This window comes from Poseidonocella pacifica (genome assembly GCF_900111875.1).
GTDB lineage: Bacteria > Pseudomonadota > Alphaproteobacteria > Rhodobacterales > Rhodobacteraceae > Poseidonocella > Poseidonocella pacifica.
In genome coordinates this window covers 914,837-937,022 of record NZ_FOJU01000001.1, presented here as the reverse complement: position 1 = coordinate 937,022, position 22,186 = coordinate 914,837, and the positions used below count along the sequence as shown (strand labels likewise).

Here is a 22,186-nt window from a genome sequence, read left to right as displayed (position 1 = left end):
CGGTCTATTGGGTCGAGGGAAGGAGTAGCGCAGCGGTTCTCAGACGACAACCGCCGCGCCGTTGGAGGCTAGGCCGACGTTTTTGCGGAAGGTGGCGAAAAGCTCACGCCCGATGCCGTGCCCATTGCCGGTAAGATCGGGAACCAGCGGCTCACGGCTGTCGAAATCCTCCGCGAGGTTCTCGATCTTGCCGCTGACCGCATCGACACGGATCACATCTCCGTCGTGCACTCTGGCCAAAGGCCCGCCAGCGGCCGCTTCGGGGCTTATATGGATCGCCGATGGCACCTTGCCGGAAGCGCCGGACATGCGGCCATCCGTCACCAGCGCGACCTTGAGGCCCCGATCCTGCAAGACCGCGAGCGTCGGCGTGAGGGAGTGAAGTTCCGGCATCCCGTTCGCCTGCGGCCCCTGAAAGCGGACAACGACAACGGTGTCTTCGGTGAACTCGCCGTTCTTGAAGGCCGTCTTGACGTCAGCTTGATCTTCGAAAACGCGGGCCTTTGCCTCAACGATGTGACGCTCTGGCGCAACGGCGGAAACCTTCATCATCCCGTGGCCGAGGTTCCCGTCAAGTTGTACGAGGCCGCCCGATTTCTGGAATGGCTCGGATGCGGGGCGAAGGATCTTGTCGTTCTGGCTGTCCTTCGCGCCGGGTTCCCATGTCACGCGGCCATCGGTTAGTTTCGGCTCTTGGGTATAAAGCGAGAGCCCGTCGCCCGCGACGGTCTTGGTATCGGGATGCAACAAGCCAACCTCCAGCAGTTGGCCGATCATATAGCCAAGCCCGCCTGCGGCGTGGAAGTGGTTCACGTCGGCGAGGCCGTTTGGATAGACCTTCGCCAAAAGCGGCGTGACGGAGGACAGAGCGTCGAAATCTTCCAGTTCGAGAATGACGCCGCAGGCGCGGGCCATCGCTGGCAGATGCAGCACGAGGTTGGTCGAGCCGCCCGTCGCCATCAACCCGACGATCCCGTTCACAAAAGCCTTTTCGTCCAGAATATCGCATACGGGCGTGTATTCGTTGCCAAGCGCCGTGATCTGCAAGGCGCGTTCCGTTCCGGCGACTGTCAGCGCCTCCCGCAGGGGCGTGTTGGGATTGACGAACGAGGCACCGGGCAGGTGCAGGCCCATGAATTCCATCAGCATCTGGTTGGAGTTTGCCGTGCCGTAGAACGTACAGGTGCCCGGCCCGTGATAGCTTGCCATTTCCGCCTTCATGAGCGCTTCGCGCCCCACTTCGCCGGCGGCGAATTGCTGGCGGACCTTCGCCTTTTCGTCGTTCGGCAGGCCCGAGGGCATTGGACCTGCGGGCAGGAAGATTGATGGGATATAGCCGAATGTCCCCGCCGCAATCACAAGGCCGGGAACGATCTTGTCGCAAACTCCAAGATAGACCGCCGCGTCAAAGGTATTGTGGCTGAGGCCAACTCCGGCGGCGAGGGCAATCACATCGCGGGAGAACAGCGAAAGCTCCATGCCGACCTGCCCTTGGGTGACCCCGTCGCACATGGCCGGAACGCCCCCCGCGACCTGTGCGGTGCCGCCTACGCGGCGGGCTGCTTCCCGGATCACGGCCGGATAGGTCTCAAACGGCTGATGGGCCGAGAGCATGTCGTTATAGGCGGTGATGATCCCGAGGTTCGGCGCATGGGTTTCCGCCAGCGCGGCCTTGTCGTCACCCATCGCGGCATAGGCATGGGCCTGATTGCCACAGGTAAGATGCGCGCGCCGGGGGCCTTCTTCGGCGGCTTGGCGCATCTTGTTCAGATAGGCCTCCCGCGGTGCGCGTGAACGTTCGATAATGCGGTCAGTAACGTCGGAGACGGTGCTGTTGAGTGACATGGCTGCGACTCTCCTTTTCCCTCGCCTCGGGGTGTAACAGATGGCGTTAGCGCTAACAAGATTTGTTGAGGGCAATCCCGCACCTGCGCGATGCAGGGGCGCTTCCCTCTTGCAATGAATGTTAGTAGGAACGCGCCATGACACAAGAGAACCGACCGGTAATCCGCCTCCGTCCCAAGGCAAACGCCCGCGCAATACGCCATGGCGCGCCTTGGGTTTATGACAATGAGCTGGTCACCGACCGGCGCACCAAGGCGATTCCGCCGGGGGCCGTCGCCATTCTCGAAGATGACGCGCGCGCGCAGATGGGCCTCGTGGCGGTCAATCCCAACAGCCGGATCTTTGGCCGGATGCTGGACCGCGACCCGGAGGCCCAGATCGACGGGGCATGGTTCCTTACGCGGCTGCGAAAAGCGCTGGAGCTTCGGGAGCGGCTTTATGATGCGCCGTTCTATAGGCTCGTCCACGCCGAGGGCGACGGGCTGCCCGGCGTTGTGATCGACCGGTTCGACGACATCGCGGTGGTACAGCCAAACGCGGCCTGGGCTGATACGCGGCTCGACCTGCTCGCCGATGCTCTGATCGAGGCGACGGGCGTGTCCACCGTCATCCTGAACGGAACGGGCCGGGCGCGGGGGCTCGAAGGGCTGCCGGAGGTGCTGGAGGTCGTGCGCGGAACAACTCCGTCCGGACCGGTCCCCGTGCCGATGAACGGGGCGACCTATTACGCCGATCTGTTGGGCGGGCAAAAGACCGGGCTCTTCTATGATCAGCGGCCCAACCATGCCTTTGCCGCGAGCCTCGCCAAGGGTGCGCGCGTGCTTGATGTCTTTTCCCATGTGGGGGGCTTCTCGCTCGCCATGCTTGCGGGCGGCGCGACGGAGGCGCTTGCGGTGGACGGCTCCGCCGCGGCCCTCGCTCTGGCTGAGGAAGGCGCAACCGCAGGGGGCATGTCCGACCGTTTTGCCACCCGGCGCGGCGATGCGTTCGATACCTTGACCGCGCTGGCAGAAGAGGGCGCGCGGTATGATATCGTGATCTGTGATCCGCCCTCGTTCGCGCCATCGAAGAAAACACTGGATGCGGGCCTTCGCGCCTATGAGCGGATCGCACGGATGGCTGCAACCCTCGTGGATGAGGGTGGCTATCTCGGGCTGTGTTCCTGTTCCCACGCGGCCTCGCTCGAAGAGTTTCGGGCGGCGTGTACGCGCGGGATTGGCAAGGCGGGGCGGGCCGGACAGCTTATTAATACCGGTTTTGCCGGGCCGGATCACCCGTTGCTGCCCCAGCTTGCCGAATCCGGCTATCTGAAGGCTCTCTTCTACCGCCTATGAAGGCGCTGCTCGATGCCAACGTTCTCTATCCGACGGTGATGCGCGAAGTGCTTTTGGGCGTCGCTGCGCAAGGGCTGTTTACACCGCTCTGGTCCGCACGGATCCTTGAGGAGTGGGCGCGCGCCACCGTGAAGATCGGGCCGGAGGCAGAGCCGTTGGCGCGGGCGGAAATCGCCGCCTTGCGCCTTCGCTGGCCACATGCGGAAATCACCTATCCCCCCTCACTTGAGGATCGTCTCTGGCTGCCCGACCCGGCCGATACCCATGTGCTTGCCGCGGCCATCGCGGGCAGCGCGGATTATATCGTGACGATGAATGCCAAGGACTTCCCCCGGAACATCCTTGAGGAAGAGGGGCTGCTTCGGATGGACGCGGATCAGTTTCTGCGCGCCCGGTTCGCAGAGGCGCCGAAGGAGGTGGCACAGGTGGTGCACGTGGTTCGCGCCGAGGCGCAGCGTCTTTCGGGGGAGGCATGGCCCCTGCGGAGCCTGATGAAGAAGGCCCGGTTGCCCCGGCTTGGCAAAGCGGTCGAGGCGATGTGAAAACGCCCGCCGGAAAGGCGGGCGCTTCGGGTCGTCTATTGAGACAGTCTTAGAGGAACTTGCCCATCGCCACGGCGGTATCGGCCATGCGGTTGGAGAAGCCCCATTCGTTGTCGTACCAGGTCAGGATGCGGCAAAGGTTGCCGTCCATCACCTTGGTCTGATCCGTCGCAAAGATGGACGAGCGGGGATCGTGATTGAAATCCTGGCTCACCAGCTTCGCATCGGTATACCCCAGAACGCCGTTGAGCGACCCATCGGCCGCAGCGCGGATTGCGTCGTTGATCTCTTCCACGGTGGTGTCGCGGTTGGCCTCAAACGTCAGATCCACCACCGAAACGTTGGGCGTGGGCACGCGGATCGCCACACCGTCAAGCTTACCGGCGAGTTCGGGCAGAACGAGCCCCACAGCCTTGGCCGCACCGGTGGAAGTCGGGATCATGTTGGTCGCCGCGGCACGCGCGCGATAGAGGTCGCTGTGCATGGTGTCGAGCGTCGGCTGATCGCCGGTGTAGCTGTGGACAGTGGTCATGAAGCCGCGCTTGAGGCCAATCGTATCGTTGAGAACTTTGACCACGGGCGACAGACAGTTGGTTGTGCAAGATGCGTTGGAAACGATCAGATCATCGGCTGTCAGCGTGTCGTCGTTCACACCATAGACGATCGTCTTGTCCGCGTTCGCGCCGGGGGCGGAGATGAGCACCCGCTTCGCCCCGGTGGTCAGGTGCGGCTGGCACTTTTCCTTGGAGGTGAAAATACCGGTGCATTCCAGAATGATGTCGACGTCGCCCCACTTGAGGTCCGCCGGGTTCCGCTCCGCAGACACCTTGATCGGGCCATAGCCCACGTCAATCGTGTCCTCGGTGGTTTTCACTTCGACGGGAAACCGGCCATGCACACTGTCGTACCGAAGCAGGTGGGCATTGGTTTCCACCGGCCCGAGATCGTTGATCCCGACAACCTGAATATCGGTGCGACCCGATTCCACTATTCCACGAAGCACGTTGCGCCCGATGCGCCCGAATCCGTTGATTGCAACTTTCAGTGCCATGTCAGTCCTTCCCTCAATTGGCGTCCGCCACCGGACCAATGGCCCGGTTTGGGCGCAAGGGTCCGCATTTCGGGGCGAAGGTCAACCGCATGACGGCAATGTTAGCGCCAGACTGCCAGCCATTCGATGAGCGCAACGCCCTTACGCGCGAGAAACAGTGCCCCGGCGCCGCCGTCAAGCCAAAGATCGAGGCTGAGCGCTCCGAGAAGCAGAACGGCGAGGGTCAGGGCAAGCGTGTTTGTCATCCGGGTCTCCGGGCAGTGGGCCAGTCCGTCATGGCAAATACACGCCCCACTGTCACGCAGCTTGAGTGGCCCGCTTCGCGCACTATCATTGCGTGATCATAAAAAGGGCCCGTGCCATGACGCAGCAGGACGACAACAAGACCCGTGACGACGAGGGAGAGGTACAGGCCAACCTGAACCACGAGGAGAGTCAGAAGGTCTCCGAGATGGAGCATGTGCCCACCTCCGTGATCTTTGAGGCGATCCGGCGCGAGGGGGACCACGAACTCAAACGTCCGCTTTCGGCGCTGTGGTGGTCGGGCGTTACTGCGGGGATCGCCATCAGCACCTCCGTGCTGTGCAAAGGGCTTTTCGTATCGGTCCTGCCGGACGCGGACTGGGCCGGGGCGGTGTCCAACATCGGCTATACGGTCGGCTTCCTGATCGTAATCCTCGCTCGGATGCAACTTTTCACCGAGAACACGATCACCCCGATCCTGCCGATGTTCATTGATCCTTCGTGGAAGAAGATGTTCAAGATTTCAAGGCTTTGGCTCATTGTCTTCACGGCAAATATGGTCGGTTGCCTCGTGGCTGCGGTGGTGATGAGCAATGGCGATCTGATCCCGCAGGAACGCTTTGAAGGGGTGCTCAAGGTCTCGCGTCACTACGCCGAAGCCACCCCATGGCAGCATCTGGTGCGGGGTATGCCAGCCGGGTTCATGATCGCGGCGCTGGTGTGGATTCTGCCGCGCATGGAGGGGGCTGGTGAGGTGCTGATGATTTTCATCATCACCTTCATGATCGGATTTGGCGAAATGTCCCACGTCGTGGCCGGGGCGACGGAACTCTTCTTGCTTGTTCTGAGAGGAGAGATTGGCGTCAGTTCGGCTATCTTCGGCGGTATTTTCCCTGCCTTTGCGGGAAATGTCATTGGCGGGACCGGTATTTTCGCGGTGATGACCTTTGCGCAGGTGCGTGAGGAAATCTGATCGACGGGTGCTGAGCGGGGGATTCCCAAGGTAAATTCCTCGCTCGCCTTGCGTTGGCCCGTACGCCCGCTAGGTTTGGCCGAAAGCAACGGAGAGGGCGATATGAGCGGTTTGTTGGCACTTCTGGACGATGTCGCGGGGATCGCAAAGGTCGCCGCGGCCTCCGTGGACGATATCGCGGGGCAGGCGGCCAAGGCTGGGGCCAAAGCTGCGGGTGCGGTGATCGATGATGCCGCCGTCACTCCGAAATACGTTCAGGGCTTTGCGCCCGCGCGGGAATTGCCCATCGTCTGGAAGATCGCCCGTGGCTCGTTGATCAACAAGCTGGTGTACCTGCTGCCGGTCGGGTTGGCCCTGTCGGCTTTCGCGCCGTGGCTCATCGCGCCGCTGCTGATGCTGGGCGGGTGTTACCTGTGTTTTGAGGGCGCGGAAAAAATCGCCCATGCCGTCGGGATCGGGGCCGAACACGGGGGACCGGACGGCAGCCACAAGAACGAAGATCCCGCCCATCTCGAAGAGGCAAAGGTGCAGGGCGCGATCAAGACCGATTTCATTCTTTCGGCAGAGATCATGACCATCGCGCTTTCAGCGATCCCGCCCTCGGGCTTCTGGATGGAAGCGGCAACGCTTGCGGTTGTGGCCGTGATGATCACCCTTGCGGTCTATGGCTCCGTTGCGCTGATCGTGAAGGCCGACGATGCGGGCCTTTTCATGGCAGAGAACGGGCAGCTTGGCCTGACGCGGGCGCTTGGCCGAGGAATCGTCCGGGCGATGCCCTTTCTCATGAAGGCCCTAACCGTGATTGGCACGGCGGCCATGCTGTGGGTCGGCGGATCAATCATCGTGCATGGTTTTGCGGAGCTTGGGTGGCACGCCCCTGAGGAAATCATTCATCATGCCGCCGTCGCCGTGGGCCATCTTGCCCCCGAAGGGATTGTGAGCAGCGTGGAGTGGATCGTCACTGCGGCGATTGACGGTGTGCTGGGCGTGGCGCTCGGGCTTGTGCTGATCCCCGTCGGGACCAAGATCATCGCGCCGCTTTGGGCATCGGTCTTTGGCTCCGGAGAGACGGCGCACTAGACTCGCCCACCACTTTGAGGGTGGCGGTGCCGCCCTCTTTTCGTGCAGAGATCCAATGAGAAGCGGCCCCGCAAACATTTGCGGGGCCGCTTTTTCGTACTCAGGTCATAAGGCTACATGCCCCGTCATGGCGCGCCAGAGCGCCGTCCTGACGGGGCTGTTCCTCAGCTTCCGGCGAGGAGCTTGCGCACCTTGTCGGCGGTGTTTTCAGCCGTGATCCCGAACTTCTCATAGAGCGTTGGTGCAGGTGCAGAGGCGCCAAATCCGGTCATGCCGACGAAATCGGCCTTGGCCTCTTTGCCGCGCTCACCCAACAGCCAGCGATCCCATCCCATACGGACGCCTGCCTCGATGGCGACGCGAACCGGGCCGCCGGGCAGAACGCGACGGCGATAGGTGTCATCCTGTTCGGCAAAAAGCTCCCAGCAGGGCATGGAAACGACGCGCGTGCCGATGCCTTCCTTCTGCAGGATCTCCCGCGCTTCGAGCGCGATGGCAACTTCGGATCCGGTCGCCATCAGGATTGCCTGACGCTTGCCATCGGCCTCGGCCAGAACGTAGGCGCCACGGGCGGTCAGGTTTGACGTCTTGTGCTCCATCCGCACGGTCGGAAGCCCCTGACGGGTCAGCGACAAAACCGAAGGCGTCGCGGTCGCGGTCAGCGCGAGTTCCCAAGCTTCGGCGGTTTCCACCGTATCGGCGGGCCGGAAGACGTGGGTATTGGGCGTCGCGCGGGAAATCGCCAGATGCTCAACCGGCTGGTGAGTCGGGCCGTCTTCGCCAAGGCCGATGCTGTCGTGAGTCATTACGAAAACGGTCGGGATACCCATGAGCGCGGCAAGGCGCATCGCGGGACGGGCATAATCGGTGAAGGCCATGAAGGTGCCGCCATAGGGGCGGATCTGGCCATGCAGGGCAAGACCGTTCATTGCCGCGGCCATGCCATGCTCGCGGATACCGTAGTGGATATAGCGCCCCTTGCGGTTGGAGGCGTCATGCACACCAAGATCGGCGGTCAGCGTGTTGTTGGAACCGGTAAGATCCGCAGAGCCGCCCACGGTTTCCTTCATGATCGGGTTGACCACCTCCAGCACCATTTCGGAGCTTTTCCGCGTGGCGACCTTGGGCTGTCCCTCGGAAACCTGCTTCTTCAGCGCCTTGATCGTCGCGGAGAGCCGCTTGGAGGGTTCGCGGGCGAGCGTACGGGCGAATTCCGCCTGCTTGCTGGCGCCGCTGTCGGCAAGGCGCTCTTCCCATGCGGTGCGCTCTGCGCGGCCCCGGCGGCCGATCTCTTCCCACTGGCTTTTGATGTCGGCGGGGATCTCGAACGGGCCGGTGGTCCAGCCATAGGCGGCCTTGGTATCGGCGATCAGCGTCGCATCAGTCAGCGCGCCGTGACCCTTGGAGGTATCCTGCGCCGAAGACCCAAGCGCGATGTGGGTTTTGCAGGCGATCATGGACGGACGGCGCGAGGCTTTTGCCTTCACGATGGCTTCGTCGATGGCCACGGGATCATGGCCGTCGATTTCCTGCACATGCCATCCGGCGGCCTTGAAGCGCGCAACCTGATTGGTGCGGTCGGACAACTCGACCTTGCCGTCGATCGTGATGGCGTTGTCGTCAAAGAAAACGATCAGCTTTCCAAGCTGTTGATGCCCGGCAAGGCTGATGGCCTCATGGCTCACGCCTTCCATCAGGCACCCGTCTCCGGCGAAGACGTACGTATAGTGATCGACCAGCTTGCGCCCGAAACGCGCGCGAAGGATCTCTTCGGCGAGTGCGAAGCCGACCGAGTTTGCAAGACCCTGCCCGAGAGGGCCGGTCGTTGTCTCGATACCCTTGGCATGGCCATATTCCGGGTGGCCCGCCGTCTTGGCGCCCCACTGGCGGAAATTCTTGACCTCGTCGAGGGTCATGTCTTCGTAGCCCGTCAGATGCAGCAGCGAATAGAGCAGCATGGATCCATGGCCGTTCGACAGGATGAACCGGTCGCGGTCGGGCCAGTCGGGGTTGGCCGCATCGAACTTGAGATGTTTCTCGAACAGCACAGTGGCGATATCCGCCATCCCCATTGGCGCGCCGGAATGTCCGGAGTTCGCGGCTTGGACGGCGTCGAGCGTCAATGTCCGGATCGCGGCGGCCTTCATCCAGTGCTCGGGGTGAGCGTTGCGGAGAGCTTCGATATCCATGTCGACCCTTTATCCTTTCTAAGCAGGCTTTCAGCGTTGCATAGCAGGCAGGAAGCGAAGTGCAAGCCGCGGATTGGGCGGTTGCGTGAAGGCAGGCCCACAAGGCATTGATTCCGCGCGTGCACAGTGTCAAAATCGCGTAAACGCGCCCCGGGTGGGGCAGCATGAGGGGCAGTGATGAGTGATATCGAAGACTACCAGCAGAGGATCAGCGCCGCGTTGGACCGCGTCGGACGCGGGATTGACGCGCTCGCCGCGCGGCCGGTCGCCGATCCGGAAGAAACGGAGGCGCTCCGGGCGGAATTGAATGCCGCGAAGGAGCAACGCGCCGATCTGGAATCGCAGGCCGCAGAGGCCCAGATGCAGGCCGCAGACGCCGCCCAGAAAGTGGCCGAGGCCGAAGATGTGGCCGCACAGGCCGTCGCCCGCGCAGACGAGGCAGAGAGCCAGCTTGCCGAGGCGGCGCAGCAACAGCAGGATCAGATCCGGCGCATCGCAGGGCAACTCGATGCCCAGACCCAGGCGATGGGGGCGCTCGACAGCGAACTGCAAAAGCTCAAGACGATCAATGCGCAGCTTCGCGAGACCAATGCCGCGCTGCGCGAGGTGGTGGAAACGGGCGTGCCCGATGCCCAGCTTATCAACGACGCGATGAAGATCGAACTGGCCGCGCTCCACGCGGCACGGTCGGCGGAGGTTGCTGAACTCGACGCGATTCTGGCCGCGCTTGCCCCGGTGCTTGAGGGTGAAGCCCAACATGCGGAGACGGCGAATGCCTGAAGTCACCATTACAATTGGCGGTCGGCCCTTTCAGGTGGCCTGTCAGGACGGGGAACAGGATTTCCTGCGCTCCGCCGCGGCGCTTCTCGATGCAGAGGCGCAGGTCGTATTGGATCAGGTGGGGCGCTTGCCCGAGGATCGGGTCTTGCTCATGTCCGGGTTGATGTTGGCGGACAAGACGGCCGGAATGCAGGATCAGTTGCACGCCGCCGAAAGCCAGATCCGCCGGTTGGAGCGGGAGCTTGAGACGATCAAGGCCGCGCCGCCCGAGCGGGTCGAGGTGCCGGTCATCCCACCAAGCGTCACCGAAACGCTGGCCGAGCTCGCGGCCCGCGCTGAATCTTTGGCCGAGCGCGTGGAAGAAGAAGAAGAGACGACCTGAGCCGCGCCTAACCTTTTGATGATCACGAAAAAGGCCGCGTCCCTGATCGGGGCGCGGCCTTTGACTTTTCCGAGTACTAAACTCTGTGTCTTGTGCGCTTAGGCGTTGGCTTCGCGGATCTTTTCGGCGGCGTCCTTGTCAAAGGTCACGCCATTTTGCTCGAACAGGCCGTCCAATTCTCCCGACAAGGTCATCTCGGTGATGATGTCACAGCCGCCCACGAATTCGCCCTTTACATAGAGCTGCGGGATCGTCGGCCAGTCGGAATAATCCTTGATCCCCTGACGGATGCCCTCGTCGGACAGGACGTTCACATCCTTGTACTCGACGCCCATAAAGTTGAGCACCCCAGCCACGCGGGAGGAAAACCCGCACTGCGGCATGGATTTGGTGCCCTTCATGAAAAGCACCACGTCGTTGGCCTTCACGGTGTCTGCGATATGGGTCTTGGCGTCTGTGGTATCGGTCATCTGGGACCCTTTCCTAATCATCTGCGGGGCGAGGCTTGGGCTCGTCCGGATCTTCGTAGCTCGGTGCGCCCTCATCGATGGGAAAGCGCGACCTCTGGTTTTCCGCCGGACCATATCGCCACCATCTGCGCAATTCCAGCCACGCCGCCCAAAGGAAGATGGCGACGAAGGGAAGCAGAAGACAGAGCGCCTTGAGGGCGCGAAGAAGATCCGGATCGATCGAACTCATACATAGGTCACGGGGCTCGGGTTGTCAGCGCGAGCGCGTGAAGTTCCCCCTGCGATCCGTCCATCTTGCCCTTGAGGGCGGAATAGACGGCGCGCTGTTGCTGGACCCGGTTCTTGCCACGGAAGGACTCGTCCACAACTTCGGCGGCGAAATGCGCGCCGTCGTCTCCTTGCACGGTCACTTGTGCATTGGGGAAACTTTCGCGGATCAGACTCTCGATTTCCGAGGCTGTGATGGGCATGAAGGGCGCTCCTTTGGGGTTGCTTTCAAATGTAGAGATCGGGTGGCGGGCCTGCAAGGGGTCAGCCCAGTTGCTCCGCGAAGGCACCGCGGTAGAGGGCCGATAGCTCTTCTAGCGGTGCGGAACTGTGCCCGAAGCTCACGGTATCCCCGCCGAAACGACCAACCGAATGGATGATCAGCCCGGCCTGACCTGCATTGACCATCAGCGCTTCGGCCTGATCGAAGTTGCAGGCGATGAGATAGCGCCCCTGATCTTCACCAAAGAGCGTTGGCGTGTCTTCCATATCGATATGGACGCCTACGCCGGAGCCTTCGGCCAATTCAAAGGCGGCCAACGCCAGCCCGCCGTCGGACAGATCGGTACAGGCCTTAATGTACTCACGGTTTTCCCGGATGAAATCGCCGTGGGCGCGCTCAAGGTCGAGGTCCACATAGGGGGCATCGCCATCATCGCGGTTGAAAACCTCGGTCAGCAGGGCGGATTGGCCCAGATGACCTTCGGTGGCCCCAAGCACAAGCGCCATGTGCCCATCGCGCACCTCGGTTCCGATGATGTCGTCCTCGTGCGCGATAAGTCCGACCGCGCCGATTGTAGGGGTGGGAAGAATTCCCTGACCGTCGGTCTCATTATAGAGCGAAACGTTGCCCGAGACGATCGGCATGTCGAGTGCGGAGACAGCCTCGCCGATCCCGCGTAAGGCCCCGACGAATTGGCCCATGATCTCGGGCTTCTCGGGATTTCCGAAGTTGAGATTGTCCGTACTGGCCAGTGGCTTGGCTCCCGTGGCGGTGAGGTTGCGATAGGCTTCGGCCACGGCCTGCCGACCGCCCTGTTGCGGGTTCGCCTTGACGTAGCGCGGCGTCACATCCGAAGTGAAGGCAAGGATCTTGTCCGTACCGTGGACCCGGATCAGCCCCGAGCCGATCCCGGGCGTGCGCACAGTGTCGGCCATGACTTGCGTGTCATATTGTTCATAAACCCACTGCTTGGCCGCGTAGTTCGGCGAAGAGATCAGCGATTTCAACCCGTCGATCGCATCGATCTGCGGCACGTCGGCGAGTGGATCGGCCTGCGGTGTTTCCACATGCGGGCGGTCGTATTCCGGCGCGCTGGAGGCGAGTTCCGACAGAGGCAAATCCGCCATGGTCGCGTTGTTTTGCATGATGAGGAAGCGGTCTTCGGCGATGGTTTCCCCGACAATCGCAAAGTCGAGGTCCCACTTCTCAAAAACGTCGCGCGCCTCGCTCTCCTTTTCGGGGCGCAGCACCATGAGCATGCGTTCCTGAGACTCGGACAGCATCATCTCATAGGCGGTCATGCCCGTTTCCCGACAAGGCACCTTCTCCAGATCGAGCCGGATGCCGAGCTTGCCCTTGTCGCCCATTTCCACGGCCGAGCAGGTGAGGCCCGCCGCGCCCATGTCCTGGATGGAGATGACGGCCCCGGTCTGCATCAATTCAAGGCAGGCTTCCATCAGGCGCTTTTCGGTGAAGGGATCGCCAACCTGTACGGTGGGGCGTTTTTCCTCGATGGTCTCGTCGAATTCAGCCGAGGCCATGGTTGCGCCGCCGACCCCGTCGCGCCCGGTTTTGGCACCAAGATAGACAACCGGCATTCCGACACCGGAGGCCGCCGAGTAAAAGATCTTGTCCGCATCTGCGAGGCCTGCCGCAAAAGCGTTCACGAGGCAGTTGCCGTTGTAGGCCGGATCAAAGCGCACTTCGCCGCCCGCGCAGGGGACGCCGAAACAGTTGCCATAGCCGCCGATCCCCTCAACGACACCATGCACGAGGCGGCGCGTCTTGGGGTGATCGGGTGAGCCGAAGCTGAGGGAATTCATGGAGGCGATGGGCCGGGCGCCCATGGTGAAAACATCGCGCAATATGCCGCCCATACCGGTCGCCGCGCCCTGATAGGGCTCGATGTAGGAGGGGTGGTTGTGGCTTTCCATCTTGAAGACGACGGCTCGACCGTCCCCGATATCGACGACCCCTGCATTCTCTCCGGGGCCGCAGATGACCTGCGGGCCGGTTGTCGGCAGTGTCCGCAGCCATTTCTTGGAGGATTTGTAAGAGCAATGCTCATTCCACATCGCCGAAAAGATACCCAACTCGGTAAAGCTGGGCGTTCGGCCGATGATTTCGAGAATGCGCTCGTATTCGTCGGGCTTGAGGCCGTGAGCCTCGATAAGCTCTGGCGTAATGGCCGGCTCCTGCATGGTATCCCCCAGTGTCGCTGTTGCGGGCTGTTTAAGCCATGGGTCGCCTCGGGGAAAGGGGGGAGCGGGCCCTGCGATGCCCCAAACGGCACGCGCAATGCCAAAAAAAAGGCCGAGCACTAAGCTCGGCCGAAGTCCAACAGGGAGGTATGAAGATGATGCGCATTTAAGCTCTCACCGTCTTCGAAAGTCCAAATAGTGTGCTGTCTGAAAACGATCAAGGGCGAACAGGCCGGAAGGCGAGCATATCAGCTATGCGGCATGTGCATAATGCAGCAGGGTCCGCCGGACAGTGCTCAGTCGTAGAGCCCCGTATCGCGCAACTTGCGCCGGTGGGCCATGATCTCATCCTGCACGAAATCGCGGAAGGCAGCGATGCGGCGCGATTGGCGCAATTCTTCGGGGTAGGCGAGAAAGACCGGGATCTCAGTCGATTCCACTTCGGGCAGCACGCGGATGAGCTGGGGGAATTCATCGACGAGATACTTGGGCAGAACCCCGATCCCCAGATCATTCAGTACCGCCTGGAGCACGCCAAAGTAGTTGTTGACCATGAGGCGCGACGGAATGTCATAGGCCCAAAGGTTCTGGATGAGTTGGGCACCGGCCCCCGCCTGGGTCGCGGTCACGTTCTGGGAAATCAGTCGATAATTCCCCAGATCCTCGACCTTTTCAGGCACGCCGACCCGCTCGACATACCCCGGCGAGGCATAGAGCCGCATGTGTACACTCATGAGTCGCTTGCGGATCAGGTCGGCTTGCGACGGCTCCTTCATGCGAATGGCGACATCGGCCTCCCGCATGGGCAAGTCGAGCACCCGCTCTTCGAGCATCAGGTCGATATTGAGATCGGGGTACTGTTCATAGAACTTCGTCAAACGCGGGGCGAGCCAGAGCGTGCCGAACCCCACAGTTGTGGTAACGCGCAACTCGCCAAACACTTCTTCTTCGCTGTCGCGAATCCGGGCCGCCGCCGTATCGAGACGCTTTGCCATGGCGGCGGTGGCGTCAAACAGCAATTCACCCTGCTCGGTGAGGATCAAGCCGCGGGCATGCCGATGAAACAACGTCGCCCCAAGGCTTTCCTCGAGCGCGCGTATCTGACGGCTGACGGCGGACTGGCTGAGGTGCAGCACGTCGCCCGCGTGGGTCAGGCTGCCCGCAGCAGCGACAGCGTGAAAAATTCTAAGCTTGTCCCAGTCCATCACATCTCTCTCGAATCAGGCCCTCTACATGACAGGAAACCATCAACAGTCTACGTCGGGAGCGCGATTTAAGTGATAAAAGTGCGATTTTTGCCGAAATTCGTGGCAATCCCACCCCAACCGAAGTTTCCAGAACGCCAAAATTCGAGGCGCTTTAGGGGCTTGGCATGATGAGATGCGAATTGGCGTCAATTGCCCATTCGTCATAGCACCGTTACTGCGACGTCATAACGCCCGCTGTGATTTGCGTGACAGGAACCGTCATATCGCTTTCTTCGATTTGCGTGACAGAGTATGTGCTTGGCAGGGATCAGGAGCACAAAGAGCCATGCAGGCACAGCATCGCCACATCGCCCGCGACATCAGTTATAGCCACTCCGCAGAGACGAAGAGTGGACGGGCGGTCATTCGCATCATGGAGAATGTGACGGGCCGTATCGGGCTCATAAAGCGCGCCCGTGGGTATGAGCAGGACATCGCGGCAGGTCGAGATTTCTGGCAGGTTCTGGTGGAGCGGTACGGATTGTCGCTCGACGTAGTGCGCGGCTCATTGGAGGCAATTCCGCGTGAAGGGCCGCTGGTTTTCATCGCCAATCATCCCTACGGGATTCTGGACGGGTTGATGATGGGGCACATTCTTGCCGAAACCCGCGGCGATTTTCGTATTCTTGCCAACCACGTGTTTCGCAGGTCCGAAGAACTCAACAGCGTCATTTTGCCGATCTCCTTTGAGGAGTCCAAGGAGGCGATTGCCACCAACGTGGCCACCCGCAAGGAAGCGCTGCGCTATCTCGCGGCGGGAGGGGCGATCGGGATTTTCCCCGGCGGCACGGTCAGCACGGCCGCCAAGCCATTCTCCCGCGCGCTCGATCCATCATGGCGCAGCTTTACGGCGCGTATGATCGCCAAAAGCGGGGCAACGGTGGTCCCCATCTATTTCGACGGCGCCAACAGCCGCCTGTTTCAGATCGCAAGCCATCTTCACTACACTTTGCGGATGGGTCTTTTGATCAAGGAATTCCGCAAACGCGTCGATAGCCCGGTCCGGGTGGTGATCGGCGATCCGATCTGCCGAGAGCGGCTTCAGAGCCATACGGCGGAGCCACGCGGGTTGATGGATTTCTTGCGCCGCGCGACTTACGATCTGGCGCCCGAACCGGTAGTGCCTTATGGCTATGGCTTCGAATTCGAGGCGAAATACAAGGGCTGACGGCAGATGGCGGTCGGAATTTTCGATAGCGGGCTTGGCGGGCTCACGGTGCTGGACGCGGTGACGCGCCGCTTGCCGGATGTTCCGTTCGTCTATTTCGGTGACAACGCGCATGCCCCCTATGGGGTGCGGGATGCCGACGACGTCTATGGCCTTACGACGAATGCGGTTGAGCGGATGTGGGACGCGGGATGTGATCTGGTGATCCTCGCGTGCAATACCGCATCGGCGGCGGCACTGCGGCGAATGCAGGAAAGCTGGATCCCGCGAGACCGGCGGGTTTTGGGGGTCTTCGTGCCGCTGATCGAAGCTCTGACTGAGCGAAAGTGGGGCGACAATTCCCCGCCCCGCGAAGTGGCCGTGAAACATGTCGCGCTGTTTGCGACCCCGGCCACCGTGGCTAGCCGCGCGTTTCAGCGCGAACTCGCGTTTCGGGCGATAGGCGTGGATGTCGAGGCGCAAGCCTGCGGCGGCGTGGTCGACGCGATCGAGGAGGGTGATATGATCCTCGCCGAAGCGCTGGTGCGCAGCCATGTGGATGCTCTCAAACGCAAAATGCCCTTTCCAGAAGCAGCAATCCTAGGATGTACGCATTACCCATTGATGCAGGACGTCTTTCAGGATGCCCTTGGACCTGATGTAGCAGTCTATTCCCAAGCCAACCTTGTGGCGGAGAGCCTCGCTGATTATCTCACGCGCCATCCCGCGATGATCGGGTCCGGGACCGATCAATTGTTCCTGACCACGGGTGATCCACGACGGGTGTCCGATCGGGCGACACAATTCCTGCGGCGCAAGATCACCTTTACCGCTGCGTAATTTCACGACAGACGAGCATGAGAAGGAGGGGTTCTCTTGACCCACAAGATCGCGATCCTTGGGGCATCGGGCTATACCGGTGCTGAACTTGTCCGGCTCATTGCAACGCATGGCGGCATGGAAATCGTTGCGCTTGGCGCAAATTCCAAGGCTGGGCAGAGTATGGCCGAAGTCTTTCCGCACTTGCGGCATCTCGACCTACCCGATCTGGTGACGGTCGATGAGATCGACTTTGCAACGGTGGATCTGTGTTTTTGCGCGCTGCCCCACAAGACGAGCCAGGAGGTCATCAAGAACCTGCCTCGTGACCTGAAGATCGTCGATCTTTCGGCGGATTTCCGGTTGCGCGATCCATCCGCTTATCAGGCGTGGTATGGCAATGCCCACGCGGCCACGGAGATACAGAAAGAAGCGGTCTATGGTTTGACCGAGTTTTATCGTGATGAAATCCGGAACGCGCGCCTTGTGGCCGGGACGGGTTGCAACGCGGCGACGGGTCAATACGCGCTTCGGCCCCTCATTTCGGGGGAGTTGATCGACTTGGACGAGATCATTCTCGACCTGAAATGCGGTGTGACCGGGGCAGGGCGGAGTCTCAAGGAAAACCTGCTTCATGCCGAATTGTCCGAGGGAACCAACGCCTATGCCGTCGGCGGAACGCATCGGCATCTGGGCGAATTCGATCAGGAGTTCAGCACCCTCGCTGGACGGCCTGTCGAGGTGCAGTTCACGCCCCATCTGCTGCCGATGAACCGGGGGATCTTGGCGACTGTCTATGTGCACGGTGATCCCGATGCCATCCACGCGGCACTGTCCGAGGCGTATCTGTCCGAGCCGTTTCTCGAAGTTCTGCCATTCGGGGAGACGCCGTCGACGCATCAGGTGCGGGGTTCCAACTTCTGCCATATTGGCGTGACCGGAGATCGCAAACCGGGCCGCGCTATCGTAGTTGCCGCGCTCGACAACCTCACCAAGGGGAGCAGCGGCCAAGCATTGCAAAATGCGAATTTGATGTTAGGTGAAGATGAAACCCGCGGGCTCATGCTCGCCCCCTGTTTCCCATGAGGTGACCATGTCTGCACTCGGTGGGCTCAAGAAGAAGCGGCGCATCCAGATCATCGTTCTGGCAGTGGTCGCTCTTACCGTTTCGACGGGACTCATCGGGTTCGCGATGCGGGACGGCATCAATTTCTTTCGTGCGCCGAGCCAGATTGTCGCGGAACCGCCCTCAGCGGCGGAGGTTTTCCGCATCGGCGGCTTGGTCGAAGAAGGCAGCCTCGTGCGGGGACAGGGAGAACAGATCCGCTTTTCGGTGACGGACGGAGCGGCGTCCGTTCCGGTAACCTTTGGCGGCGTTCTACCTGACCTTTTTGCCGAAAAGCAGGGTATGGTCGGCACGGGTAGATACGTGAACGGCGTCTTTCAAGCCTCTGAAATACTTGCAAAACACGACGAAACTTACATGCCGAAGGAAGTCGTGGACGCGCTGAAGGAACAAGGTGTCTATCAGGAGCCGGACGCCAGTTCAGCCGTCAATTAACGATCTCGCGCCATTCTTTCCCTGCGGCACAGACAAGTGCTGATCGAGGCGAGAGTGTAGAGCGATGAAATCGGTACAGGAAATTGCAGAAGAAATCGTCGTCCGCGAAGGCGGCTTTGTGAATGACCCCGACGATCCGGGTGGGGCCACGAACTTCGGCGTCACGATCCATACCATGCGCAGGTTGCGGATGGATATTGACGGAGATGGCGACGTTGATGTGGATGATGTCCGGAACCTGACCAAAGAGCAGGCCGTCGATATCTTCATCAAGCACTACTACAACAAACCACGGATTGCCGAATTGCCGAAGGTACTTCAGGCGTCGGTGTTCGATATGTACGTGAATGCGGGAAGCAATGCGATCAAGATATTGCAAAGGCTGCTCACCCATATGCACTTCCCCTGCGTGGTCGACGGGGTGATCGGACCCAACACCATCCGGTCGGCGCATGATGCATATCGTGTCGCGCCTGGCCATTTGGGCGATGCCTACGGGATCGCGCGGCGGAACTATTATTTCGGTATTGCGGATCGACGCCCGGCCAGCCGGAAGTACGCCCGTAGCCGCGCTGGTGGCAAGGGAGGCTGGATTCGGCGCGCGGAGGAGTTCATCTCCCCGGAGTACCATCTCGCAACCGAGGAGTTCGTGGAGAGGGTGGCAAAATGGGGTTGATCGAAGGTGTAATGCGGCTGGTGTTTGGCGGTGGCCGCAATGTGGTAGCCCAGACAGCCGAAGTTTTTCGGGTCAACGCCGAGGCCGACGCGCAGCGCGGCTTTGAGACCCAAGCTGCGGCGCTGAACCAGTTTGGCGCGGAATTCGCGGTACCCCGGAGGGGCGCGTTCGACCGTTTCATGGACGGGCTCAACCGCCTGCCACGTCCCGCGATGGCCATTGGCACGATGGGGCTTTTCGTCGCGGCAATGATCGACCCGATCTGGTTCGCGGAGCGGATGCAGGGGATTGCACTGGTGCCGGAGCCGCTTTGGTGGCTGCTCGGCGCGATCGTCTCCTTCTATTTCGGCGCACGGCATCAGGCCAAGGGACAGGACTTTCAGCGCTCGGTCGCAGAGAGCATCGCCCGCGTTCCGCAAGTCGTGGAAAACACCAAGCGCCTGCGCGAATTGCGCGCAGAAGGCGTAGGCACGGCGGACACGAATGGCGACCAGCAACTGGCCCAGGCCGCCCTCAAGAGCACGGGCAACCCTGCTCTTGATGACTGGAAACGCTCGCTGGTCTGAGAAACCCGCAGCGGATGGGAGGGGGGCGGCTTTTCGGGGCCGCCCCTTTTCTTATGGCGCAGGCGTGAACGGTGATGCGGCGCTTTGTCATTGGCGCACTGCCGCGCCGCCGATATAGATGGCGCATGATCACAGAACTTGGCCACTTCGCTCTCATCCTCGCTTTCATGGTCGCGATCGTTCAATCGGTCGTGCCGCTTATCGGGGCCCACAAACGCTGGCCCGGTTGGATGGCTGTCGCGGAACCTGCAGCAAATGCGCAGTTCCTGCTGATTGCCTTTTCCTTCGCCGCGCTGACCCATGCTTTTGTCACGTCGGATTTCAGCTTGCGGCTCGTCGTCGCGAACTCCCATTCGCTCAAGCCGATGCTCTACAAGGTGTCCGGCGTCTGGGGGAACCACGAAGGATCGCTGCTGCTCTGGGTTCTGATCCTGACACTGTTCGGGGCGTCGGCGGCGTGGTTCGGGGGCAATCTGCCACCGACATTGCGCGCGCGGGTCCTTGCGGTGCAATCGGCGATTTCCGTGGCGTTCCTCGCCTTTCTCCTTTTTACGTCTAACCCCTTCTTGCGCATGGCCGTGCCGCCCTTTGATGGTCAGGACCTGAACCCGTTGCTTCAGGATCCAGGCCTCGCGTTTCATCCCCCGTTTCTCTACCTCGGCTATGTCGGTCTCTCGATGGCGTTTTCCTTTGCCGTCGCCGCATTGATCGAGGGTCGCGTGGATGCCGCATGGGGTCGCTGGGTGCGGCCTTGGACATTAGCCGCGTGGATCTTTCTGACGATCGGCATCGCGCTCGGGTCCTGGTGGGCCTACTATGAGCTTGGCTGGGGCGGGTTCTGGTTCTGGGATCCGGTGGAAAATGCCTCCTTCATGCCGTGGCTTTTGGCGGCCGCGCTCTTGCATTCGGCCATCGTGGTCGAAAAGCGGGAGAGCCTGAAGAGTTGGACAATTCTGCTGGCGATCCTCGCGTTCGGTTTCTCGTTGATCGGCACGTTCATCGTTCGCTCGGGCGTCATCACGTCGGTCCATGCTTTTGCGAACGATCCCGAACGGGGCGTCTTTATCCTGCTGATCCTAGCGATCTTCATGGGCGGTGCGCTCACGCTCTACGCCGCGCGTGCGGGGATCATGGAGGCACGAGGGGTCTTTGGCATGGTGAGCCGAGAGTCAGCGCTCGTGGCCAACAACATCCTGCTCGCGGTCAGCTGTTTCGTCGTCTTCGTGGGGACGATCTGGCCGCTGGTGGCTGAGCTTGCCTTTGATCGCAAGCTGAGCGTTGGGCCGCCCTTCTTCAATCTGGCCTTTACCCCTTTCATGATTGCGCTGGCGATCATCATGCCGATCGGATCGGTTCTTTCGTGGAAGCGGGCACGCCTTGGCCGGGTCATCCACGCGTTGCGCTTTCCTGCGCTTCTGGCGCTTGCACTGGCCGGGCTTGTCTGGGCCATGCAGACGGGCCGGAGCCTGATGGGTCCGTTCGGTGTGGCTCTCGGCGTGTGGGTTCTTGCCGGGGTTGCTGCGGATCTCTGGGCGCGTACCGGTCGGTCGCGGGATCTGAGCCGATTGGCGCGGCTTCCGCGTGCGGACTGGGGCAAGGCCGTGGCGCATTCCGGCCTAGGGATTACCGTGTTCGGTATCGCGGCCCTGCTTGCATGGGAAGAAGAAGACATTCGCGTGGTGCAAACCGATGCGCCCTTCACCGTCGGCGCCTATGAGTTGACCCTGCGGGATGTGACGCAGTTCGAGGGTCCCAACTACCTCTCCACCATGGCAGAAATCGATATAACACGCGACGGCCGCGCCGTGACCACGCTTTATCCTGAAAAGCGGCTCTATCCCGTTGCGCGGATGCCCACGACAGAAGCGGCAATCGACAACGGCATCCTGCGCGATCTCTACGTGGTGATCGGCGATGAACAGGTCGGGGGCGGCTGGGCCGTTCGGACCTATATCAAGCCTTTCGCCAACTGGATCTGGGCCGGGGCGATCATCATGGCGCTTGGCGGATTTCTGAGCCTGTCCGACCGCCGATATCGTATCGCCGCGGGCGCACGCCGCTCTGCCGGGGCTGAGGTACCGGCGGAATGAGGTGGCTAGTGCTTCTACTCCTGCTCGCAGGCCCCGTCTTTGCGGTGCAGCCCGATGAGGTACTGGATGATCCCGTGCTGGAGGAGCGCGCGCGGGATATTTCCGGTGGGCTTCGCTGTCTTGTGTGCCGAAACGAGAGCATCGACGAAAGCAATGCCCCGCTGGCGCGCGACCTTCGGCTTCTGGTGCGCGAACGCCTCGTGGCAGGTGATAGCGACGCGGAGACGGTGGCCTTCATTACCGAGCGGTTTGGTGAATATGTCCTGCTGAAACCGCAAACCGGTGGGTCAAACTGGATTCTCTGGGGGGCCGGGCCCGCCATGCTTTTGGTCGCGCTTCTGCTTGCAGCGCTCTATATGCGCGGGCGCAGCACGGGCGCTGAGGCGGCTCCGCTGACCGCCGAAGAAGAGGCACGGCTGCGCAAGGTTTTGGCGGCGGGCGATAGCGGGAAAACACCGCCCACCTGACGCAGGGTTTCGCTTTGCCTCGCCTCCGTGATC

23 protein-coding genes are annotated in these 22,186 nt (G+C 61.4%); 14 read left to right on the top strand and 9 right to left on the bottom strand.

What is annotated here, in order from left to right:
* Nucleotides 1-39 precede the first annotated feature (39 nt).
* Nucleotides 40-1,845 carry a phosphogluconate dehydratase gene (gene edd / locus BM234_RS04465; RefSeq protein ID WP_092060981.1) on the bottom strand — a complete coding sequence of 602 codons (1,806 nt, stop codon included), beginning with the start codon at nt 1,843-1,845 and terminating at the stop codon, nt 40-42.
* Nucleotides 1,846-1,982: 137 nt separating this feature from the next.
* Between edd and BM234_RS04460 the strand changes: the two genes are divergently transcribed.
* On the top strand, nt 1,983-3,179 hold the full coding sequence (locus BM234_RS04460) for an RSP_2647 family RNA methyltransferase (RefSeq protein WP_092060979.1): 1,197 nt from the start codon (nt 1,983-1,985) through the stop codon (nt 3,177-3,179).
* A complete protein-coding gene (locus BM234_RS04455) occupies nt 3,176-3,721 on the top strand; it encodes an RSP_2648 family PIN domain-containing protein (protein ID WP_092060977.1) in 546 nt (181 codons plus the stop codon). The genes BM234_RS04460 and BM234_RS04455 overlap by 4 nt, the downstream gene beginning before the upstream one ends.
* Nucleotides 3,722-3,770: 49 nt before the next feature.
* Here BM234_RS04455 and gap read toward each other — a convergent pair whose 3' ends face one another.
* Both gap and BM234_RS17425 read right to left on the bottom strand, forming a co-directional pair.
* Nucleotides 3,771-4,772, bottom strand: coding sequence for a type I glyceraldehyde-3-phosphate dehydrogenase (gene gap, locus BM234_RS04450; RefSeq protein ID WP_092060975.1), 1,002 nt, complete (start codon nt 4,770-4,772; stop codon nt 3,771-3,773).
* Nucleotides 4,773-4,873: 101 nt separating this feature from the next.
* On the bottom strand, nt 4,874-5,017 hold the full coding sequence (locus BM234_RS17425) for a hypothetical protein (protein ID WP_175501193.1): 144 nt from the start codon (nt 5,015-5,017) through the stop codon (nt 4,874-4,876).
* Between the two features lie 116 nt (nt 5,018-5,133).
* On the opposite strand from BM234_RS17425, the gene BM234_RS04445 reads away from it, so the two are divergent.
* Both BM234_RS04445 and BM234_RS04440 read left to right on the top strand, forming a co-directional pair.
* Nucleotides 5,134-5,988, top strand: a complete 855-nt coding sequence (locus BM234_RS04445) for a formate/nitrite transporter family protein (RefSeq protein ID WP_092060973.1) — start codon at nt 5,134-5,136, stop codon at nt 5,986-5,988.
* 102 nt (nt 5,989-6,090) lie between these two features.
* Nucleotides 6,091-7,068: a DUF808 domain-containing protein gene (locus BM234_RS04440; protein ID WP_092060971.1), complete on the top strand. Its 978-nt coding sequence runs from the start codon at nt 6,091-6,093 to the stop codon at nt 7,066-7,068.
* A gap of 164 nt (nt 7,069-7,232) precedes the next feature.
* Here the strand turns inward: BM234_RS04440 and tkt are convergent, their stop codons facing one another.
* On the bottom strand, nt 7,233-9,257 hold the full coding sequence (gene tkt / locus BM234_RS04435) for a transketolase (RefSeq protein WP_092060968.1): 2,025 nt from the start codon (nt 9,255-9,257) through the stop codon (nt 7,233-7,235).
* Nucleotides 9,258-9,434: 177 nt separating this feature from the next.
* Between tkt and BM234_RS04430 the strand changes: the two genes are divergently transcribed.
* Both BM234_RS04430 and BM234_RS04425 read left to right on the top strand, forming a co-directional pair.
* Nucleotides 9,435-10,037, top strand: a complete 603-nt coding sequence (locus tag BM234_RS04430) for a hypothetical protein (protein WP_092060966.1) — start codon at nt 9,435-9,437, stop codon at nt 10,035-10,037.
* A complete protein-coding gene (locus tag BM234_RS04425) occupies nt 10,030-10,419 on the top strand; it encodes a cell division protein ZapA (protein WP_092060964.1) in 390 nt (129 codons plus the stop codon). The genes BM234_RS04430 and BM234_RS04425 overlap by 8 nt, the downstream gene beginning before the upstream one ends.
* Before the next feature lie 98 nt (nt 10,420-10,517).
* On the opposite strand, the gene grxD is transcribed toward BM234_RS04425, so the two are convergent.
* From grxD to BM234_RS04400, 5 genes are all read right to left on the bottom strand, one after another.
* Nucleotides 10,518-10,889, bottom strand: a complete 372-nt coding sequence (gene grxD / locus BM234_RS04420; RefSeq protein WP_092060962.1) for a Grx4 family monothiol glutaredoxin — start codon at nt 10,887-10,889, stop codon at nt 10,518-10,520.
* A gap of 13 nt (nt 10,890-10,902) precedes the next feature.
* A complete protein-coding gene (locus BM234_RS04415; RefSeq protein ID WP_092060960.1) occupies nt 10,903-11,118 on the bottom strand; it encodes a hypothetical protein in 216 nt (71 codons plus the stop codon).
* Between the two features lie 7 nt (nt 11,119-11,125).
* Entirely contained in the window at nt 11,126-11,359 is a 234-nt protein-coding gene (locus BM234_RS04410; RefSeq protein WP_092060958.1) for a BolA/IbaG family iron-sulfur metabolism protein, read from the bottom strand.
* Between the two features lie 61 nt (nt 11,360-11,420).
* Nucleotides 11,421-13,580 carry a phosphoribosylformylglycinamidine synthase subunit PurL gene (purL, locus tag BM234_RS04405; RefSeq protein WP_092060956.1) on the bottom strand — a complete coding sequence of 720 codons (2,160 nt, stop codon included), beginning with the start codon at nt 13,578-13,580 and terminating at the stop codon, nt 11,421-11,423.
* Nucleotides 13,581-13,876: 296 nt separating this feature from the next.
* Complete coding sequence (locus BM234_RS04400) at nt 13,877-14,785, bottom strand: LysR family transcriptional regulator (protein WP_092060954.1); 909 nt, start codon at nt 14,783-14,785, stop codon at nt 13,877-13,879.
* A 328-nt stretch (nt 14,786-15,113) separates the two neighbouring features.
* On the opposite strand from BM234_RS04400, the gene BM234_RS04395 reads away from it, so the two are divergent.
* The 8 genes from BM234_RS04395 (at nt 15,114) to BM234_RS04360 (ending at nt 22,153) form a co-directional block, all read left to right on the top strand.
* Nucleotides 15,114-15,995, top strand: a complete 882-nt coding sequence (locus BM234_RS04395; RefSeq protein WP_092060952.1) for a lysophospholipid acyltransferase family protein — start codon at nt 15,114-15,116, stop codon at nt 15,993-15,995.
* 6 nt (nt 15,996-16,001) lie between these two features.
* Nucleotides 16,002-16,814, top strand: coding sequence for a glutamate racemase (locus BM234_RS04390; RefSeq protein ID WP_092060949.1), 813 nt, complete (start codon nt 16,002-16,004; stop codon nt 16,812-16,814).
* A gap of 36 nt (nt 16,815-16,850) precedes the next feature.
* Nucleotides 16,851-17,879, top strand: a complete 1,029-nt coding sequence (gene argC, locus BM234_RS04385) for an N-acetyl-gamma-glutamyl-phosphate reductase (RefSeq protein WP_092060948.1) — start codon at nt 16,851-16,853, stop codon at nt 17,877-17,879.
* A 7-nt stretch (nt 17,880-17,886) separates the two neighbouring features.
* A complete protein-coding gene (ccmE, locus tag BM234_RS04380; RefSeq protein WP_092060946.1) occupies nt 17,887-18,354 on the top strand; it encodes a cytochrome c maturation protein CcmE in 468 nt (155 codons plus the stop codon).
* Between the two features lie 64 nt (nt 18,355-18,418).
* Entirely contained in the window at nt 18,419-19,030 is a 612-nt protein-coding gene (locus tag BM234_RS04375; RefSeq protein WP_092060945.1) for a holin-associated N-acetylmuramidase, read from the top strand.
* Nucleotides 19,021-19,596, top strand: a complete 576-nt coding sequence (locus tag BM234_RS04370; protein ID WP_092060943.1) for a holin family protein — start codon at nt 19,021-19,023, stop codon at nt 19,594-19,596. Before BM234_RS04375 ends, BM234_RS04370 begins: the two co-directional genes overlap by 10 nt.
* A 125-nt stretch (nt 19,597-19,721) precedes the next feature.
* Entirely contained in the window at nt 19,722-21,686 is a 1,965-nt protein-coding gene (locus BM234_RS04365) for a heme lyase CcmF/NrfE family subunit (RefSeq protein WP_092061372.1), read from the top strand.
* Nucleotides 21,683-22,153 carry a cytochrome c-type biogenesis protein gene (locus BM234_RS04360; RefSeq protein WP_092060941.1) on the top strand — a complete coding sequence of 157 codons (471 nt, stop codon included), beginning with the start codon at nt 21,683-21,685 and terminating at the stop codon, nt 22,151-22,153. Before BM234_RS04365 ends, BM234_RS04360 begins: the two co-directional genes overlap by 4 nt.
* The last annotated feature ends 33 nt before the right edge of the window (nt 22,154-22,186 follow it).